The organism is Streptomyces sp. NPDC002574, assembly GCF_042889545.1.
Classification (GTDB): Bacteria; Actinomycetota; Actinomycetes; order Streptomycetales; family Streptomycetaceae; genus Actinacidiphila.
In genome coordinates, this window is the sequence record NZ_JBIARB010000013.1 from 64,963 (window position 1) to 84,063 (window position 19,101).

Genomic DNA, 19,101 nt, shown 5'->3' on the forward strand with positions numbered 1-19,101 from the left:
GAGGGTCCGAAAGGGGGGAGACGTGAGCGGTCGGAGGTGCGTATGCCGGGATTCACGCATCTGCACACCGTCTCCGGCTTCTCGCTGCGGTACGGGGCCTCGCACCCCGAGCGGCTGGCCGAGCGCGCCGCCGAGCGGGGCATGGACGCGCTGGCACTGACCGACCGGGACACCGTGGCCGGCGTGGTGCGCTTCGCCAAGGCCTGCGCGCGGTCAGGGGTGCGGCCGCTGTTCGGCGCCTCGCTCGCGGTGCCCGCGGCGTACGACGGGCAGGCCGCCCAGCCGTCCGGCGGCCGGCGGCGCACCCCGGTGCGCGGCGGCTCCTTCGTCCCGGAGGCCACCGACCGGGCGGTCTTCCTCGCCCGGGACCGGCGCGGCTGGGCCGCGCTGTGCCGGCTGATCAGCGCCGCCCATGCCGGGGACGCGGGGCTGGGCTGGGAGGATCTGGGACAGGAGGGGGTGTTCGTGCTGCTGGGCGCGGACTCCGAGGTCGGCCGGGCGCTCGCCGCCGGCCGCCCCGACCGGGCCGCGAAACTGCTGCGCCCCTGGCGCGCGGCGTACGGGGACGCGCTGCGCCTGGAGGCCGCCCACCACGGCCGCACCGGCACCGGACCGGGCTCGCTGCGGCTGGCCGCGCGCATCGTCGGCTTCGCCGCCGAGCAGGGGGTGACCTCCGTGCTGACCAACGCCGTCCGCTACGCCGACCCCGGGCAGGGGGAAGTGGCCGACGTGCTGGACTCGGCGCGCCGGCTCGTGCCCGTCGACATCCGCAAGCCGGAGAGCCTGGACGGCGGCGAGCGCTGGCTGAAGGACGCGGGGGACATGGCGCGCACCGCCGAGCGGATCGTGGAGGCGGCCGGCTTCCACCGCTCGGACGCGCACCGGCTGCTGCGCACCACCGAGGAGACCGCCGCGGCCTGCGCCGTCGACCCCGCGGACGACCTGGGGATCGGGCAGGTCCACTTCCCCGAGCCGGAGACGGTGGGGGCCGGTGCCCGCACCGCCGACCGCGTGCTGCGCTCGCGCTGCGCCGCCGGGATGGTCCGCACCGGGCACGACCGCGAACAGCGGTACTGGACGCGGCTGGAGGACGAACTGCGGATCATCGAGCAGCTCGGCTTCGCCTCTTACTTCCTCACCGTCGGCCAAGTGGTGGCCGACGTACGGGAGATGGGCATCCGGGTCGCCGCGCGCGGCTCCGGCGCGGGCTCACTCGTCAACCACCTGCTGGGCATCGCGGCCGCCGACCCCGTCGACCACGACCTGCTCATGGAGCGCTTCCTGTCCGGGCGGCGCGCCTCCCTGCCCGACATCGACATCGACGTGGAGTCCGCCCGCCGGCTGGAGGTCTACCGGCGCATCCTGGACCGGTTCGGCAGCGAGCGGGTCGCCACCGTCGCCATGCCCGAGACCTACCGGGTCCGGCACGCCGTCCGCGACGTGGGCGCCGCCCTGGGGCTGGAACCGGAGCAGACCGACCGGCTGGCCAAGGCCTTCCCGCACATCCGGGCGCGCGACGCGCGGGCCGCGCTCGCCGAACTGCCCGAGCTGCGGCAGGTGGCGGGGGAGGACCACGGCCGGCTGTGGGAGCTGGTCGAGGCGCTGGACGCGCTGCCGCGCGGGGTCGCCATGCACCCGTGCGGGGTGCTGCTGTCGGACGCCGGGCTGCTGGACCGCACGCCGGTGATGCCGACCAGCGGCGAGGGCTTCCCGATGTCGCAGTTCGACAAGGACGACGTGGAGGACCTCGGGCTGCTCAAACTCGACGTGCTCGGGGTGCGGATGCAGTCCGCGATGGCGCACGCCCTGGACGAGGTGGAGCGCACCGGCGGCGGGCGGATCGACCTGGACGACCCGGCGCAGGTCCCGCCGGGCGACCCGGCCACCTACGAACTGATCCGCTCCGCCGAGACGCTGGGCTGCTTCCAGATCGAGTCGCCCGGCCAGCGCGACCTGGTGGGGAGGCTGCAGCCCAGCACCTTCCACGACCTGGTCGTGGACATCTCGCTCTTCCGCCCGGGCCCGGTCGCCGCCGACATGGTGCGGCCCTTCATCGACGCCCGGCACGGGCGCAAGCCCGTCCACTACCCGCATCCCGACCTGGAGGACGTGCTGAGCGAGACCTACGGAGTCGTCGTCTTCCACGAGCAGTTGATCGAGATCATGCGGGTCATGACCGGTTGCGACCGGGGGTTCGCCGACGAGGCCCGGCGGGCGCTGTCGGACGAGGCACGGCAGGGCCGGGTGCGGGCCTGGTTCGCGGCCCGGGCGCGGGAGCGCGGTTACCCCCGCGAGGTCGTCCGGCACACCTGGGAGATCGTCTCGGCCTTCGGCGCGTACGGCTTCTGCAAGGCGCACGCCGTCGCCTTCGCCGTGCCCACCTACCAGTCGGCCTGGCTCAAGGCGCACCACCCGGCGGCCTTCTACGCCGGGGTGCTCACCCACGACCCGGGCATGTACCCCAAGCGGCTGCTGCTCGCGGACGCCCGGCGGCGCGGGGTGCCGGTGCTGCCGCTGGACGTCAGCCGGTCGGGCGCGGCCTATCGAATCGAACTGGTGTCCGATGAAGGGGGTGGCGCCGGGGTGTGGGGGCTGCGGCTCGCACTGTCGGAGGTGCACGGCATCAGCGAGGCCGAGGTCGCCCGGATCACCGCCGGGCAGCCCTACACCTCGCTCCAGGACCTGTGGGAACGCGCCCGCCCCGGCCGGGCCGTGGCCGAACGGCTGGTGCAGGTCGGCGCGCTGGACGCGTTCGGCGGCAACCGCCGCGACCTGCTGCTCCAGGTCGCCGAGCTGCACCGGCAGGGCCGCGCCTCCGCGTACGACGGGCAGCTCGCCCTCACCGGGGGAGAGGCGGCGGCCTCCCCGCCGGCCGGGCTGCCCGACATGGACGCGGCCGAACGGCTCGGCGCGGAGCTCGGCGTGCTCGGCATGGACACCTCCCGGCACCTGATGGAGGACCACCTCGCCTTCCTGGGGGAACTGGGCGCGATCCCGGCGAAGCGGCTGCGCGAGGTGCGGCACGGCGAGACCGTCCTGGTGGCCGGCGCCAAGGCGGCCACCCAGACCCCGCCCATCCGTTCCGGGCGCCGGGTCATCTTCACCACCCTCGACGACGGCACCGGCCTGGTCGACCTCGCCTTCTTCGACGACAGCCACGAGGCCTGCGCGCACACCGTCTTCCACTCCTGGCTGCTGCTGGTCCGCGGGGTGGTCCAGCGCCGCGGCCCGCAGAGCCTGTCCGTCGTCGGCTCCGCCGCCTGGAACCTCGCCGAACTCGTCGAACTGCGCCGGCAGGGCGGCCTGGAGGCGGTCGCGGCCCGGCTGGCCGAGACCCCGGGAGAGACCCCGGACGAGCCCGTGGTCCTCCCCGTCCCGCCGCCCGACGGCCGCCGGGTCCGGATGTCCACCGGCTACGAGATGCACCCCTGGGCCGATCTGCGCCCCGCCGGCGAGGGCGCCCCCACCGGCCGCAAGCTCTGGCACTCCAGCCCGGGGAGCGCGGGACGATGACGTACGGCGATTCCGGGCGGCGGCCCGATGGCGCGGCGAGCATCCTGCACGTGCGCTGCGCCCCTGCCCTGCCCGAGGAGGGCTACCGGGCGGTGCTGGACCTGCTGCGCGAGTTCTCGCCCGTCGTCCAGGCCGTTCCGCCCCGGGCGGCGCTGGTGCAGGCGCGGGGCGCGCAGCGGTACTTCGGCGCGGACGCCGAGCGGATCGCGTGGCTGGTGCGGCTGCGCGCGATGGCCCGGCTGGGCACGGACCTGCGGATCGGGGTCGCGGAGACCTGGGCGGTGGCGGCGACGGCCTCGGACCGCGTGGCGGGACCGGGCGGGATCCTGATCGTGCCCGAGGGCGCGGCGGACACCTTCCTGGCGCCGCTGCCGGTCGAGGCACTGCACGGCATCGGCCCCCAACAGGCCGAGGCACTGCGCACGTACGGGCTGCACACCATCGGGGCGGTCGCCGCGATTCCGCCGGGCGTCGTCGAACGGATCCTGGGCCGGCGCGCGGGCCGGCTGGCCGCGGAGCGGGCGCGCGGCACGGACCCCCGTCCCGTCTCCCCCGAGGACCTGCCGCCGTCGGCCGGTGTGACGCACCGTTTCACCCGGCACGAGCTCGACGGGCCGGCCGCCCGGGCCGAGCTCCTCGACCTGGTGGTGCGGCTGGGGGCGATGCTGCGCGGTCGCCGGCAGGTCGCCAGGTCCTTGTCCCTGACCCTGCGGTTCACCGGCGGCGCGCGCTGGGAGAAGACCCGGCGGCTCCCGGAGCCGTCCGCGCACGACGAGGATCTGCGGACCCTGGCCTACCGGTTGATGGACTCGGCCGGTCTGCAGCGGGCGCGTCTGGCCGGCATCGGGCTGCGCGCGGAGGACCTCACCGGTGCCGAGCGGGTGGCCCAGCAGCTCTCGCTGGACCCGATGCGCGCGTCGCACCTGACGGCGGAGGCGGCCGTGGACCGGGTGAACGCCCGGTTCGGCTCCGGCGCGGTGCGCCCGGCCGCCACGTTCCGCAAGGCTTCGTAGCGCTCCTCTATCACAGGCCCATGAAGGCAGTGTGACACATTCTTTACCGACCAGTAGCTGGCCGGTTTTTGTTACCCGTGCGTAAATTGACGGAAGCTCAGCAATCTTGTGATCCGGATCACAGGGCGTCAGGGAACGGTCCCCCCTGCTCTTTCCCCCACCTGCGAGGAGATCGCTCGATGCTGCACTTCAGACGGACAACAGCGCTCCGGCTCCTCTCCGCCCTCACCCTCGCCGCAGCCCTCACCGTCACGCCCGCCCTGGCCGGCACGGCCACCGCCGCCCCCGGCCAAGCCGCCGCCTCCGCCCCCAGCAGTGGCTGGAACAACTGGTCCTGCAAGCCCTCCGCCGCCCACCCGCGCCCGGTCGTCCTGGTGCACGGCACCTTCGGCAACTCCATCGACAACTGGCTCGGCCTCGCCCCGTACCTCGTCGCGCGGGGCTACTGCGTCTACTCCCTCGACTACGGCCAACTGCCCGGCGTCCCGGTCTTCTACGGGCTCGGTCCCATCGCCGCGTCGTCCCAGCAGCTCTCCGACTACGTCGACCGGGTCCTCACGGCCACCGGTGCGGCCAAGGTCGACATCGTCGGGCACTCCCAGGGCGGCATGATGCCGCGGTACTACATGAAGTTCCTGGGCGGCGCCGCCAAGGTCAACGCGCTCGTCGGGATCGGCGCCGACAACCACGGCACCGACCTGAACGGACTGCTCAACCTGCTGCCCTACTTCCCCGGGGCGGCCGACGCCATCGACGGCCTCCTGCCCCAGGGCCTCACGGACCAGATGGCCGGATCGGCCTTCCTGGCCAAGCTGAACGCCGGCGGCGACACCCTTCCCGGCGTCCACTACACGGTGATCTCGACCCGGTACGACGAGGTCGTCACGCCGTACACCTCACAGTTCCTGTCGGGCCCCGACGTCCACAACGTGGTGCTCCAGGACCTGTGCTCGCTCGACCTGTCCGAGCACGTCCTCATCGGGCTGACCGACCGCATCGTCTTCCACGAGACGGCCAACGCCCTCGACCCGGCGCACGCCACCCGGACCGACTGCACGGACGTCTTCAGCTGATCGCCCCCGTGCCGCTGCTTCCGGTCCCGGCGGGACCGGAAGCAGTCCCTGTCGTACGCGGACGGCGTTCGTCGACAGCCGTCCGCTGTCCGCTGTCCGTCGTCCGGCTCAGGAGTGCCGGCGGCTGCGCGGGGTGCGCCGCGGCGGCCTGGTGAGGGTGATCTGCCGGACCAGCTGGTGGAAGCAGGACAGGGCCGCGATGGCGGGGAGGGCCGCGACGGTCCAGTTGGTGATCGTCCTGGGCGCGCAGGCGATGCAGAAGAGGATGGCGAACGCCGAGAAGAGCAGTACGACCGCCCATGAGTGCGGGGCGCGGCGCTGGTGCAGGGCGGCGCGCAGGATCGACAGTGAGGCCACCATCCACGGGCCGTACACCAGCAGCGGCCACCAGTCGGCCAGGCCCGAGGACCCGTCGGCGGAGGCGATGTTCCGCAGCGGGTCGTGCGCGATCATCCCGCCGAGCACGCTCACCATGGCCACGATGGTCGCCGCCAGCGCGGCGGCGACGAAGCTGAGCGTCTGGGTCCGCGTCAGCCGGCGCCGCAGCGCGGCCCGGCGGATCTTGCGGTGCCGGCGCCGCGTGAGGGGGAGCTCGTGCGTCGCGGTGTCCGGGGCGTGCTGGAAGACGTCCTCCTCCTCCGCCCCGGACTGGTCGAGCAGCTGCGCCAATTCCTCCTCGGACGCCCACGCCCCGTTGAGGACGTCGAAGTCCGGGGCGGAGAAGATCCCGTGCCCCGACGTGTCGTCGGCGGACTGGCGGGGGCTGTAAATGGTGGGACCGTGGAGATGATCCTCGTACGGCAGATCATTCTCAGGGCGGAAACGGTCCTGCAAAGGCGGCATGAAGGCATTCCTGTCGGGGCCGGGCGTGGAGGTATCGGGAGCGGGGGACACGGGAAAGGGGGAGGGGGAGGGGGCGGCCCCTCAGTACGGCGCCGCCGGGTCGATGCCGGAGCAGCGACGGGTGAAGTCCCCCTCGATCCCGGCCATCTCCCTCGTGAACTGCTCCAGCTCCGAGGAGCAGTGGACGAGGGGGACCCGCTCGTCACCGCGCTCGATGTAGGCGTCGGAGGAACTGCCGAGGAAGTGCTCGGTCCGCGGGATGAAGACCCACTCCCCGAGGGGGAAGCCGGGCGAGGTGCGCGGGGGGTGCGTGCGGCGGACGGACGCCGGGACGGTCCGGGGGGTCGCGCTCCCGGACGACGCCTCAGGCGCGCTCTGGGGATTGACTGTAGCCACATCCCCACAACGATGGCCGGCACCCGATGGACGTGGGCCACACGAGTGACCCCGGCGCGCCTGCCGGCGCTCGCGCCCGCCCCGAGTGCCGCCCCACAACGGCATGTTGACCTGCGGGCCAACGCATCCGGGGGATGGCAGGGTGTCCCCATGACCGAACCGCCCCGCCGCCCCGGCTCCCAGCAGCTCGTCGACGCCGTCGTCGACCCCGGAACCTGGCGCGGCTGGGACCCCCCTCGGTCCCCACCACCCCCGCTGCCCCCGTACCTCGACGGCGAGGAGTACCGGGCCGACCTCGCCAGGGCCCGCGCCCGGACCGGACTCGACGAGTCGGTGGTCACCGGCGAGGGCGACGTGCGCGGCCGCCGGGTGGCCGTCGTCGCGGGCGAGTTCGGTTTCCTCGGCGGGTCGATCGGCGTGGCCGCCGGGGAGAGGCTGGTCCGGGCGATCGAGCGGGCCACCCGCGAACGGCTGCCGCTGCTGGCCTCACCGGCGTCCGGCGGGACGCGCATGCAGGAGGGCACCATCGCGTTCCTCCAGATGGTGAAGGTCGCCGCGGCCATCACCGACCACAAGGCGGCGGGACTGCCCTACCTGGTCCACCTGCGCCACCCCACCACGGGCGGGGTCCTCGCCTCCTGGGGCTCGCTCGGTCACGTCACCACCGCGGAACCCGGAGCGCTCATCGGATTCCTGGGCCCCCGGGTGCACGAGGCCCTGTACGGCGAGCCGTTCCCGCCCGGGGTGCAGGTCGCGGAGAACCTGCTGGCCCACGGCATCGTGGACGCCGTCCTGCCGCTCGCGCGGCTCGCCGGGGCGACGGCGCGGGCGCTGGCGGTGCTGTGCGGCGACGCCGCCCCCGCGGCGCCCGCCGGCCCGCGGGACGCCACCGCCGCGGACGTACCGGCGGCGGAGTCGATCCGCCGCTCGCGGCGGCCCGAACGGCCGGGACTGCGAGCCCTGTTGGCGGTGGCCGGCCAGGACGTGACCCTGCTCAGCGGCACCGGCGCGGGGGAGCGGGACCCCGGACTCCTGCTCGCGCTCGCCCGGATCGGCGGCACCCCGTGCGTCGTCCTCGGCCACGACCGGCACGAGGCCGACGACGGACGGCCCCCCGCCCTCGGCCCCGCCGGGCTGCGGATGGCACGCCGCGGCATGCGCATCGCGGCCGAGCTGGACCTGCCCCTGCTCTCCGTCGTCGACACGGCGGGTGCCGCGCTCTCCCGGGAGGCCGAGGAGGGCGGCCTCGCCGGCGAGATCGCCCGCTCCCTCGCGGACCTGGTGACCCTTCCCTCGCCCACGCTCTGCCTGCTCCTCGGCCAAGGCGCCGGCGGCGGCGCCCTCGCGCTCCTGCCCGCGGACCGCGTGCTGGCCGCCCGCCACGCATGGCTGTCCCCCCTGCCGCCCGAGGGCGCCTCCGCCATCCTGTACCGGACGACCGAACGGGCCGACGAGGTCGCCGCCCGGCAGGGAGTGCGCTCCGCCGACCTGCTCGCGCGCGGCATCGTCGACCGTGTCGTCGAGGAGGCCTCCGGCGCGGGGCGTGCCGAGGATGCGCAGGATGCCGCGGACGCCCCCGAGGCCTTCCTCGCCCGCCTCGGCGCGATCCTCGGCGCCGAACTCGCGGGTCTCCGCACCCTGCCCCGCCCCGAACGCCTCGCCGCCCGCCGCGCCCGCTACCGCACCCTCGGCCTGCGCTGACCCCGCGGGGGCGCGGGACCGCGCCGCACGGTCCCGTGATGGGGGGCGAAGGTGGCCCCATCGCAGGTGTGTGCGGCGCGTGAGTCGGCGGCGCTTGGGGATCTCGCCCGAGTCGCGGCGGGTGCACACGCGATCGGGTGTCCCCGTGAACGCCGCCCCCAAGGCAGAATGTGCGCATGACGACTTGAAGAGCACCAACCGGAAGGAAGTCCTGGCGCAAGTGGGGATACGGCTGGTACGTCGCCGACGGTGACCGCTGGATCTGCCTCGTGTGCCACGAGCCCGTCCGTTCCTACCAGTACCGCTTCCATCCGCCCGAGTCCTCCAGCTTCGAGCGCTGCATCGGGTTTGTCTGGTGCTCGGGGTGCCGGATCTACACGGGCAACATGGTCCACGTTCCTCGCAAGCGGGTTCTGGTCGATGCTCTTGCCTCGCTCCCTGCCGGTGACCGTGACCAGTTGCGCCGCAATGAGGCCGCACTGATCGACTGTCTCGACAGTCAAGGCCCCGGCCGGCACTGACCCGAGCCCCATGTCGAGCCGTCGTGCTCGGCGCCGTCACCGGCCTGCCCCGGCGTGTGGCCGCCGGGCGATTCCAGGGCCCTGGGTGAACCGCTGGTGGAGGTAGGGCTTGCAGGGGTCGAGGATGCCGGTGCGTCCACTTCAGCGGCCGACCAGCAGCTCATCCGGGTTCCTTCACACCGACCAGTCGGCGAACTGTGTTGCCGGCCAGGCCCACTCGTCGGCCGATGGCGCGCGGGCTGAACTCGTCCGCCACGACTCTAGGCGGCGACGGCATCGGGGTCACGCCACGGACCTGCGCCTTTATTGCTGGTGGACGCTGTGACGGCGCACGCCCGACCGGCCCGCAGGATCGGCGGGAGGCCCGAAGTGGCTGCCTCCGCACGGACTGGCGCGACAGCGCAGTCGACGCCCCGGGGCGGTGTCAGTGGGGGATGGCAGGATCGGCGGGTGGACGAAAAGAGCGGGGAGTACTGGGACGCCGCGGCGGACCGTTTCGACGAGGAGCCGGACCACGGGCTGCGTGAGCCCGCGGTGCGGGAGGCGTGGGCGGGGCGGCTGCGGGGGTGGCTGCCGGACACGCCGGCGGACGTGCTGGACCTGGGGTGCGGGACGGGCAGTCTCGCGGCGCTGGCGACGGAGCGGGGCCACCGGGTGACCGGGGTGGACCGGTCGCCGCGCATGGTGGCCCTGGCCAGGGCGAAGCTGGCGGGGACCGGCGCGCGGGTGGTCGTCGGCGACGCGACGCAGCCGCCCGTGGCGGCGGGGCGGTTCGACGTGGTGCTGGTGCGGCACATGCTCTGGGCGCTGCCCGACCCCGCGGCGGCGCTGCGCCGCTGGGCGGGGCTGCTGCGGCGCGGCGGGCGCATCGTGCTGGTCGAGGGGTGCTGGGGCGAGGCGGAGCCGATGGGCATCACGGCGGCCGAACTCGCAACCCTTGTACGCCCGTTGGCCGCCCACACGGAGATCGAGCAACTCGCCCACGACACCGCGCTGTGGGGCCGCCCGGTGCGGGACGAGCGCTACGCGGCCGTGGTGCGGCCGGCACCGCCCCGGCGCCACAGCGAGATCGTCGACGTCCACCTGATCCTGCGGCGCGGCGACCGTGTGCTGCTCGCCCGCCGCGTCAACACCGGTTACGCCGACGGCCTGTTGCACGCGCCGTCCGGCCACGTCGAGGACGGCGAGGACGTCCGGGAGGCGGTGATCCGCGAGGCGTACGAGGAGGTGGGCGTCGCGCTGGGCCCCGAGGACGTCTCGGTCGCGCTGGTCATGCAGCACCGCGCGCCCGGCGGGAACGCCCGCATCGGCTGGTTCTTCGTCGCGGACGGGACCGGCCGGGAGCCGGTCAACCGCGAGCCCGACAAGTGCTCGGAGCTCGGCTGGTTCCCGCTGGACGCGCTGCCCGACGACGTGGTCGCGTACTGCAGGGCCGGCCTGGACGGGTACCGCGCGGGCGAGCGGTTCGTGCTGCACCTGCACGAGCCCGGCGACACCATCGCCCACGACCCCGACGCCCCCGGCCGTGCCGTCGCCCTGGCGCCGAGCGGCTGCAGCACAATGGCCACGACAAACAGCCGTGCCGTGCCCCGCCGGGAGAGCGAACCGCAGTGAGCCTGAAGATCGTCATCCGTCCGAACGCGGCCGCCGCGCCGTTCGAGCAACTGCGCGCCCAGATCGCCGACCAGGCCCGCTCCGGAGCCCTCCCGGTCGGCTACCGGCTGCCGACGGTGCGCGGACTCGCCGACGACCTCGGCCTGGCCGCCAACACCGTGGCCAAGGCGTACCGCGCCCTGGAGTCGGACGGCGTGATCGAGACCCGCGGCCGCAACGGTACGTTCGTCGCGGCCGCGGGCGACGCCGCGGACCGGGAGGCGGCCGCCGCCGCGTCCGCCTATGCCGAGCGCGCCCACCGCCTCGGCCTGGACCGCGGTGCCGCCGAGGCCGCCGTACGGGACGCGCTGCGGGCCGCGTACGGGGCGTAGCGCGTCCTGCTCACAGCAGCCCGGCGAGTGTGCAGAGCGCCGGCGAGCCCGCGACCGCGACATGAGGCCGGCGCCCGTCCCCACCATCGGGATCTCGACGGCGAGGTCGAGCAGGTCGAGCGCCTCCGGCGGGATGTCGTGCTGCTCGTGTCCCAGGACGGCGACCGTGGTGCTGCGCCGCGCGGCCGGCAGGTCCGCCAGGCGTACGGCCTCGTCGGTACGCAAGGAGGGCACCGCAGCCTGTTGCCGCGGGCCGGCGCCTCCGGCACCCGGGGGAAACGCGGGACGACCAGGCACGCCCCGACCGCGTCGCAGGTACGCGGCAGCGTGCCCAGGTTCGCGCCGTGCAGCGGCCACAGGGGCGCCGCGTACAGGTGGTCCCAGCAGCGGTGCGCCCGGGGGCGGCGGCCGCGCCGCAGTTCGGCACCGGTGCGGGACCGGATCCGCCCCCTCGCCTCGCCTTCGCCTCGCCGGAGGCAGGCTCCGCCACCGCCGTCAGAGGTAGAGGCCGCCCGAGGAGGAGGCCGGGGTCTGGGTGGGGAGCACGGGGCCGGCGCCGGAGGACGCGCCGCGGCGCAGCGCGTACAGCTCCGCCAGGGTGGCGCCCTCGCGGCCGACGCCCTCGGACGTGCCGAGCCAGTCGGTGGCCTCGGCGCGGGTCAGCGCCCCGACCTCGATCCGGGCCAGGCAGCGCCCGGGACGGACCACCGCCGGGTGCAGCCGCTCCAGGTCCTCGTTGGTGGTGATGCCGACCAGGACGTTGCGGCCCTGCCCGAGCAGCCCGTCGGTGAGGTTGAGCAGCCGCGAGAGTGCCTGGCCCGTCTGGTGCTTGGCCTGGCCGCGGATGAGCTCGTCGCAGTCCTCCAGGAGCAGCAGGCGCCAGCGGCCGGGCCCTTCGGAGTCGTCCTCGCCGATGGCGATCTCCATCAGGTAGCCGACGTCGTTGAAGAGCACCTCGGGGTCGAGCACGCAGTCCACCTGGCACCAGTCCCGCCACGAACGGGCCAGCGTGCGCAGCGCCGAGGTCTTGCCGGTGCCGGGCGGTCCGTGCAGGAGCAGCAGGCGGCCGCTGATGTCGTCCGGGGTGAGCTTCATCAGCCCGTCCACGGCCTCGGCCACCGGCGCGGTGTAGTTGTGCCGGACGTCGTCCCAGGGCGCGGCGCTGATCTGACGGGTGATGCGGTGCGGCCCGCGGCGCGGCGCCACGTACCAGAAGCCCATGGTGACGTCGTCGGGCTGCGGTTCCGGCTGGTCCTCGGCGTTCTCGACGGCCTCGGCCAGCACGCGCTGGGCGAGCTCCTCGCTGACGGCGGTCACGGTCACGTCCGCGCGGTGGTGCCACCGGGAGACCAGGATCGTCCAGCCCTCTCCCTCGGCGAGGGTGGCGCCGCGGTCCTTGTCGCGCGCTGCGCGCAGCACCTCGGCCCCGGCCGGCAGCAGGGTCAGCCCCGACTTCACGCGCTCCACGGAGGAGCCGCGGGAGTAAGGCTGTTCGCCGGTGACGAAGCGGCTGAGGAACAGGGCGTCGATGGCGTCGGACGGCGAGTCGTCGTCGTTCATGCCGAGACGGATGGACAGGGCGCGATGCGGGGGCGTTGCGTCGGGCATGACGCTCATGATCCGGCACGGGCTCCGCACGCGCACAGGGTTTTCGCGGAGCGGCGCAATCCCGTTGAACCCCCGGTGAAACCCGCCCGATCCGGGCAACGCGGCGGTTACCCTGGCTGGTGATGGGACGCCATGGGGACGTTCGTGCGAAAGTACCGGGGGCGGGGCGGCGAGGCATCACCGCGCTTCTGGGGATCGGTGTGGTCGCGTTGGCGCTGCTGCTGACGATGTGCGACCTACGGGGCGGTACGGGCGACGGCGGGCGCGGCAGCGCCGGGTCGGGCGCCGGCGTGCACAGCCCGTCCAGCACACCCACCGGGAAACCCTCCGCCGAGCTGGGGTTCGGCCTGACCCACACCGAGTACAGCGCGGACCACGGCGAGGGCCCGGCCAAGCGGGCGGCGGCCGGGCTGCTCTCCGAGCGGTCGCTGCCCCAGGACCAGGCGATCATGGGCTGGGGCGCCGACAACCCCGAACCGTCGCCGGGGAAGTACGACTTCGGCGAACTCGACGACCGCATCGACCTCATCCGGGCCAGCGGCGGCACCCCCGTGATCACGCTGTGCTGCGCCCCCGACTGGATGAAGGGCGGCGCGCCGGGCGCCGGGACCGACTGGTCCCGGCTGGAGGTCGCCCCCACCCCCGACCACTTCGACGACTTCGCGGCCCTCGCCGCCACCGTCGCCCGCCGCTACCCGGACGTGCGGCACTTCATCGTCTGGAACGAGTTCAAGGGCTTCTGGAACGACGGCGGGCAGCGCTGGGACTACGAGGGCTACACCGACCTGTACAACCGGGTGTACCGGGCGCTGAAGAAGGTGGATCAGGACAATCTCGTCGGCGGCCCCTACCTCGTGATGGACAGCTTCGCCCCCGGTGACGACGGCAACGGCGACGCCTCCGGCACCCTCAAGGGCCCCTGGGGCGCGGCCGACCGGAGGGCCCTCGACGCCGTCGACTACTGGCTGCGCCACAAGGCCGGCGCGGACTTCCTCGTCGCCGACGGCTCCAGCACCAACCGCGACGACTCCCTGGTCCCCGACGAGTTCGCCGCCACCGAGAAGTTCGCCGCCGTCGGCCGCTGGCTCAAGCAGCGCAGCGGCGGCCTGCCCCTGTGGTGGGCCGAGTGGTACGTCGAACCGGACGGGAAGCCGACCGGCTGGGACGAACGGCACCGCACCGCCGTGCAGGCCGCCGCCATGATGGAGCTGGCCCGCGGCGGAGCGGACGCGGCGTTCTACTGGAATCCGCAGGAGCGCGGGAAGTCGTGCCCGGGATGCCTGTGGACCAGCACCGAGCTGTCCTCCGGCGGTGGCGAGCAGCTGCCCATGATGGACCTCCTGCGCCGCTTCGCCGCCGCCTTCCCGCCGGGCACGCGCTTTCGCACGGTGTCCGTCGCGCAGGACGACCGGCCCAATGTCCGGGTGCTCGCGGACGACAAGGCGGTGCTCGTCGTCAACGTCCTCGGCCGCCCGATCCGGGCGACGGTGGACGGCCGCTCCTTCGACCTGCCCGGCTACGGGGTGCGCTGGCTCGCCCGCGGCCGGTAGCGGCCGCGGCGGGCGTCAGACGACGTTGCGGACCAGCCACTCGTCCGGGTTGTAGGCGTCGCGGTCCGGGTCGTGGACCGTGGCCCGCACCTCGGGGATCGTGTCCTGCGGCCGGACGCGCTCCGGCAGTCGGCCGAAGCGGGCCCGCCGGGCCTGCGCCGCCGTGTCCGGTGCCGGTGCCGCGGTCGTGGCCTGCGGCTGCGGGGTCGTCTCGTTCTCCTCGTGCGCCATTGCTCGCACCTCCTTGGCCCCGGGAACGCCGCGTGGCGGCGCGGTGTTCCCGGGGCTGTTCCCGGGGCGGGGAGGCAGCCGGTCAGCTCAGGGTGAGGAAACGGATCGCCGTCGCCGCCAGGAACACCAGCAGCAGTGGCGCGGCCGCCACCAGGGACCAGCGCATGCCGCGCCGCCGCCTGGCCTCCGGCACGGTGACCCGGACCAGCTCGCGGGCGCCGAGCAGCACCAGCAACGAGACGCCGGTGAGCACGCCGGCCGCCGTCCAGGTGTTCCATGTCACCACGGGGAAGACCCGGCCGGGCCGCGGTTGCGCCGCCGTCCAGTCGGTGGGCTGCTCGCTCAGTGCGTAGACGGTCGCGTCCTCGTTGCGCAGCACCGGCCGCAGCTCGGTGCGCGCGTCGAGGGAGCGCATCAGCTTGGCGGGCCAGGTCCGGGAGAATCCGGCGTCCAGCTGCAGATAGGAGTCCTGGCCGCGCGAGACCATGAGGTACGAGTTCGGTCCCGCGTCCTGGAGCGCCTTGACCAGCGGATCGACCAGCACCGGGTCGCGCGGGGCGAGGACCGGCACATACGTCACCCGCTCCATGTCCCGGGCGTTCCACGGCAGGCTCGGTGTCACGTCGTTCACCGGGTCGGTGCTGAGCCACACCAGGCGGGCGGTCGGCTTGTCGTGCGCGTACACGTATTCCATGGCCGCGACCTCGCCGGTGCGGACCCGCTCGAACGGCTCGTTGCCCCAGCGCGCCACCAGGAAGCCGGCCATCAGCACCCAGCCGGCCAGCAGCGCCGCGGCCGGCCCGCGCCACCCGCGGTCCGACGAGGAGCGCGGGAAGAAGGCGAGCGCGCCCAGCACGGCGGCGCCGGGCAGGGCGAACAGGAACACGCGCAGGGCCATCTCGCCGCCGTAGGACTGCATGCCGAAGCCGAGGAACGGCACGACCAGCAGCACCAGCAGCGCCAGGTCGTTGATCCCGGCCCAGCGGCGGCGCAGCCAGCCGGCGGCAGCGAGCACCATGACGCCGCCGGCCAGGGCGATCCGTACGTACAGCACCAGCTTGTGCACCGTGCTGCCGCCCTCGATGCGCCCGGAGACGCTGGAGGACACATTGCCGCCGAGCGAGCCCACGCCGCCGAACAGCTCGTCGAAGTGGCCCGACCAGTACGGCTCGGCCAGATAGCAGATCCAGCCGATCAGCAGCACGCCGCACAGCAGCGGCAGCCCGAGCGGCGTCGACCGCCGGACGAGCACGAGCACGGCCAGCACGCCCAGCATCACGAAGGGGGTGAGCTGGTGGCTCACCACCGACGCGGCGAACAGCGCCACCAGCAGGGCCAGCAGCACCGCCCGGTCGGTCCGGCCCGTCGGGGGCACCTCGGCCTCGCCCGGCAGCAGCTTGCCGCGCGGCGCCCCCGGGGCCCGGAACCAGACCAGGAGCACGGCCGCGAAGAGCAGGTAGATCAGGTAGTTGAGGGACTGCGGGGAGAAGTAGTCCTGCCCCACCCAGCCGCACAGCGCGAACATCCACACCGCGCACCACTTCGCCCGCCATCCGGCGCGCACCGCGCGCAGCAGCAGCATCAGCGGTGCGAGGTAGAGCAGTTCCACGGCCAGCGGCCACCAGCGCAGCACCTCGGTGAGGTCGGTGAGCCCGATGGCGCGGGTGACGAAGGTGACCGCGGCGAAGAAGCCGGGCCAGGAGAAGCGGGCGTCCATGTCGGGCGCGGCGTCCCCGGTGCGGCCGATGTAGTCGATGAATCCCGCGTGCTGCCAGGCGGTCGCGAACCGCGGCTGCTCCTCCAGTACCGCGGGCACGCCGTGCAGGGAGACCACCGTCGCCAGCAGGATCGCCAGCAGCAGCCACCGGCGTGGCGCGCGCAGCCAGAGGCCGGCCGCGAAGGCCACCACCAGCAGGGCCGCCCCGGCCAGGGTCGCCGGAGGGAGGACGGAGATCAGGCCGAGGCCGTTCATCGCGTCGAGCGAGGCGTCGTCCATGCTGCTCAGCGGCAGCCAGTACAGTGCCAGCGCGCCCAACAGCAGTCCCCAGACGCCGAGTTCGAGCAGCCGGGACCGGCGGCCGGTGGGCGCTTCGGGCGGTGCCGGCGCTTCCGCCGCTGATTCCGCCGGTGGTCCCGCCGGGTTCTGCGCAGGTGGCTCGGGTGCCGGGTCCGGTGTCGCGGATGTCGTCGCGGGAGTCAGGGACTTCTCCGCGCGCGGCGCGGGAAGCCCGGGGATCGCGGTCCCCTGCGGCGGTGTCACGTAGGGGCGCCGTTCGGGGTGGTCGAAGTCCAGGTGGACGCCGAGCTGGAGGGTGTCGCTGTCCAGCGCGGCGGCCCGCGCCCAGCGGGTGCCGTAGACGATCTCCAGGTCCTCGCCCGCCGCGGCCGTCTGCTCGGCCGCCGGTTCGGCGGTGCTCGCCCCGTACGCCTCGTGCGCCTCCGCCGCCGGTGCGGTGGCCGGCTGCGGGGCGGCCGCGGGCGCGGTGACCAGCCGCCGCAGTCCGAAGACGGCGATCACCGCGATCACCAGCAGGCTGCCCAGCTCGGCCCACCCGGCCCCGGTGATGCCCAGCGGACCCAGCAGCGCGAGGGTGAGACCCAGTACCAGCAGGCACAGCAGCCCCTGGAGGACGGCCAGCAGCCCGGTGCGGCTCTGCGCCCGCAGGATGCCGAAGTAGACCTCGATCAGCACCCGGGTCAGGGAGCACAGCGCCAGCAGCCGCAGCAGCGGCGCGCCCTCCTGCGCGTAACCGTCGCCGAAGACGCCGAGGATCTGCGGTGCGAGGACGCCCATGAAGAGCGTGATCGGCACCATGATCTTGGCCATCCGGCGCAGCGCCGCCCGGCAGTTCTCGGCGATCCGGCCCGGGTCGTGGGCGCCCTCGACGGTCAGCGAGGACCCCATGTTGATCGCCAGCAGGTCGATCGTGCCGCCGATGGTCATGGTGATGTAGAAGTACGCGTTGTCGGTGGAGGAGATCTGCGAGGCGACGATGACCGGGACGAGGTACACCACGGCGAGCGCGAAGAACGAGCCGGTGGCGTCACCGGCGACGAAGCGGCCCATCTGCCGGGCCGTCGGCGGTTCGGCGCTCTCCGGTGTGGCCTTGGCGTGCCGGGGCGCCAACCGGCGGAAGACGAGCCAGCCCAGCGGCACCACCGACAGGCCGATGGCCGCGACCCAGGACACGAACACACCGGCCGTCGGCACCGCCGCCGCGATGCCCACCAGCAGCGCCAGTTTCGCCGCCGAGAAGACGGTGTTGCCGACCGGCACCCACACCGCCTTGCGCAGCCCGGTCAGCACCCCGTCCTGCAGGGTCAGCAGCGACCAGCCGACGACCGCCGCGATGAAGCCGAGGCCGTTGACCGTGCCGTGCAGGAAGCGGTACGAGGGGCCCCAGAAGTCCAGGGTGAGCAGGAAGACCGCCGCCGCGAAGGCCACGATCGCCGAACTCCCGGCGTACGTACCGAAGATCAGGCGTCCGGTGCGCCGGCCGGAGACCGGGATGAAGCGCGCGAGCGCCCCGGTGAGGGTCACCGCGGTCAGGCCCGCCAGGAACTTCATGGCGGCGATGGCCGCCGAGCCCTGGCCGACCGCGTCCTCGCTGTAGTAGCGGGCCGCGACCAGCCAGTAGCCCAGGCCGAGGACCGCGGAGACACCGGTGTTGAGCATCAGCGCGTAGGCGTTGCGGAACAGCTGGTTCCCGCCGCGCTTGGCGGTGCCGGACGCGGTGCCGGGATCGCCGGCCGCCGCGGTGCCGGGCGCCGTTCCCGGGGCCGGTTCCCCGGGCGTCGTGGGCGTGGTGGACGTCGTGGTCGTCTCAGACACCGCTCTCGCGCACCTTCCGCACACCCCGGCGGGCTCTGCGCACCAGGGAGTACCCCTGGGTCAGGACCCGGTCCGCCGCGAAATTGCGGGCGACGGCGCGCCCTTCGACCAGTCGCCCGAACTCCTCGATCCCCGTGCTGCGGCGGACGGTCACCCGGGCCAGCGCATAGGGGTTCTGCCGCCGCGGGTCGGCGAGGGCGTTGCCCACGGCGAGCGCGGAGCCGAAGCCCGCCGTGCGCACGGCCTGCCGCACCCGGCGGGTGGAGTAGCCGTAGGGGTAGGCGAAGGAGACCGGGGGCGCGCCCAGTTCGTCGCGCAGGATCTCCTTGCAGCGCAGCAGCTCGAACCAGAGCCGCTCGTCACCGAGTTGGTCCAGCTGCGGATGGCTGTGGCTGTGGCCGCCGATCTCGGTCCCGGCGTCGCGCAGTTCACGCACCTGGTCCCAGTCGAGCATGGTGTCCGGCGCCGCGCCCGGCATCTCGTGCGCGCCGCGCAGCCAGCCCGTGGAGACGAAGAGCGTGGAGACGAAGCCGAGGCCCTTCAGTACGGGGAGGGCGTGCCGGTGCACGCCCTCGTAGCCGTCGTCGAAGGTGATCAGCACCGGGCGGTGCGGCAGCGGCCGCCCCTCCCGCCAGGCGTTCGCCAGCGCGGTCGTGCCGAGCGGGGTGAAGCCGCGCTCCTCGAGCAGCGCCATCTGCGCGGCGAAGGCCGCGGGCGTCACGGACAGCCCCCGGGTGGCGCGCACGGGCGTGTCGGTGACGGCGTGGTACATCAGGATCGGCACGGGGCCGTCCCGCCGTCCGTCGGTCTCGGTCATACGAGGGCACCTCCCGGT

General features: G+C 74.1%; 13 protein-coding genes. 7 read left to right on the forward strand and 6 right to left on the reverse strand.

From position 1 onward, the window contains the following. The first annotated feature begins 42 nt into the window (after positions 1-42). The 3 genes from ACFYXS_RS29340 to ACFYXS_RS29350 all read left to right on the forward strand — a co-directional run bounded on the left by ACFYXS_RS29340 (position 43) and on the right by ACFYXS_RS29350 (position 5,599). Positions 43-3,513, forward strand: a complete 3,471-nt coding sequence (locus ACFYXS_RS29340) for a DNA polymerase III subunit alpha (protein WP_389253538.1) — start codon at positions 43-45, stop codon at positions 3,511-3,513. After that, positions 3,510-4,526, forward strand: coding sequence for a hypothetical protein (locus ACFYXS_RS29345; protein ID WP_389253540.1), 1,017 nt, complete (start codon positions 3,510-3,512; stop codon positions 4,524-4,526). Before ACFYXS_RS29340 ends, ACFYXS_RS29345 begins: the two co-directional genes overlap by 4 nt. A gap of 179 nt (positions 4,527-4,705) precedes the next feature. Continuing rightward, on the forward strand, positions 4,706-5,599 hold the full coding sequence (locus tag ACFYXS_RS29350; RefSeq protein WP_389253542.1) for an esterase/lipase family protein: 894 nt from the start codon (positions 4,706-4,708) through the stop codon (positions 5,597-5,599). A gap of 108 nt (positions 5,600-5,707) precedes the next feature. Here the strand turns inward: ACFYXS_RS29350 and ACFYXS_RS29355 are convergent, their stop codons facing one another. Beyond that, positions 5,708-6,442 (reverse strand): DUF2637 domain-containing protein, encoded by a 735-nt coding sequence (locus ACFYXS_RS29355; RefSeq protein ID WP_389253544.1) that lies wholly within the window; start codon positions 6,440-6,442, stop codon positions 5,708-5,710. Between the two features lie 81 nt (positions 6,443-6,523). Next, complete coding sequence (locus ACFYXS_RS29360) at positions 6,524-6,838, reverse strand: hypothetical protein (protein WP_389253546.1); 315 nt, start codon at positions 6,836-6,838, stop codon at positions 6,524-6,526. A 150-nt stretch (positions 6,839-6,988) separates the two neighbouring features. On the opposite strand from ACFYXS_RS29360, the gene ACFYXS_RS29365 reads away from it, so the two are divergent. The 3 genes from ACFYXS_RS29365 to ACFYXS_RS29375 all read left to right on the forward strand — a co-directional run bounded on the left by ACFYXS_RS29365 (position 6,989) and on the right by ACFYXS_RS29375 (position 11,045). Further along, on the forward strand, positions 6,989-8,539 hold the full coding sequence (locus ACFYXS_RS29365; RefSeq protein WP_389253548.1) for a carboxyl transferase domain-containing protein: 1,551 nt from the start codon (positions 6,989-6,991) through the stop codon (positions 8,537-8,539). A 971-nt stretch (positions 8,540-9,510) separates the two neighbouring features. After that, positions 9,511-10,674, forward strand: a complete 1,164-nt coding sequence (locus ACFYXS_RS29370; RefSeq protein WP_389253550.1) for a methyltransferase domain-containing protein — start codon at positions 9,511-9,513, stop codon at positions 10,672-10,674. Further along, positions 10,671-11,045: a GntR family transcriptional regulator gene (locus tag ACFYXS_RS29375; RefSeq protein WP_389253552.1), complete on the forward strand. Its 375-nt coding sequence runs from the start codon at positions 10,671-10,673 to the stop codon at positions 11,043-11,045. The genes ACFYXS_RS29370 and ACFYXS_RS29375 overlap by 4 nt, the downstream gene beginning before the upstream one ends. A gap of 495 nt (positions 11,046-11,540) precedes the next feature. On the opposite strand, the gene ACFYXS_RS29380 is transcribed toward ACFYXS_RS29375, so the two are convergent. Further along, the gene (locus ACFYXS_RS29380; protein WP_389253554.1) at positions 11,541-12,653 is read right to left on the reverse strand and encodes a DUF5925 domain-containing protein; all 1,113 of its coding nucleotides are present in this window, start codon (positions 12,651-12,653) and stop codon (positions 11,541-11,543) included. A 122-nt stretch (positions 12,654-12,775) separates the two neighbouring features. Between ACFYXS_RS29380 and ACFYXS_RS29385 the strand changes: the two genes are divergently transcribed. Then, positions 12,776-14,203, forward strand: coding sequence for a xylan 1,4-beta-xylosidase (locus ACFYXS_RS29385; protein WP_389253556.1), 1,428 nt, complete (start codon positions 12,776-12,778; stop codon positions 14,201-14,203). A gap of 15 nt (positions 14,204-14,218) precedes the next feature. Here the strand turns inward: ACFYXS_RS29385 and ACFYXS_RS29390 are convergent, their stop codons facing one another. From ACFYXS_RS29390 to ACFYXS_RS29400, 3 genes are all read right to left on the reverse strand, one after another. Next, entirely contained in the window at positions 14,219-14,434 is a 216-nt protein-coding gene (locus ACFYXS_RS29390) for a hypothetical protein (RefSeq protein ID WP_389253558.1), read from the reverse strand. Between the two features lie 82 nt (positions 14,435-14,516). Further along, complete coding sequence (locus ACFYXS_RS29395) at positions 14,517-18,266, reverse strand: lipopolysaccharide biosynthesis protein (protein WP_389253560.1); 3,750 nt, start codon at positions 18,264-18,266, stop codon at positions 14,517-14,519. After that, positions 18,259-19,083 carry a polysaccharide deacetylase family protein gene (locus ACFYXS_RS29400; protein WP_389253562.1) on the reverse strand — a complete coding sequence of 275 codons (825 nt, stop codon included), beginning with the start codon at positions 19,081-19,083 and terminating at the stop codon, positions 18,259-18,261. The genes ACFYXS_RS29395 and ACFYXS_RS29400 overlap by 8 nt, the downstream gene beginning before the upstream one ends. Positions 19,084-19,101: the final 18 nt, after the last annotated feature.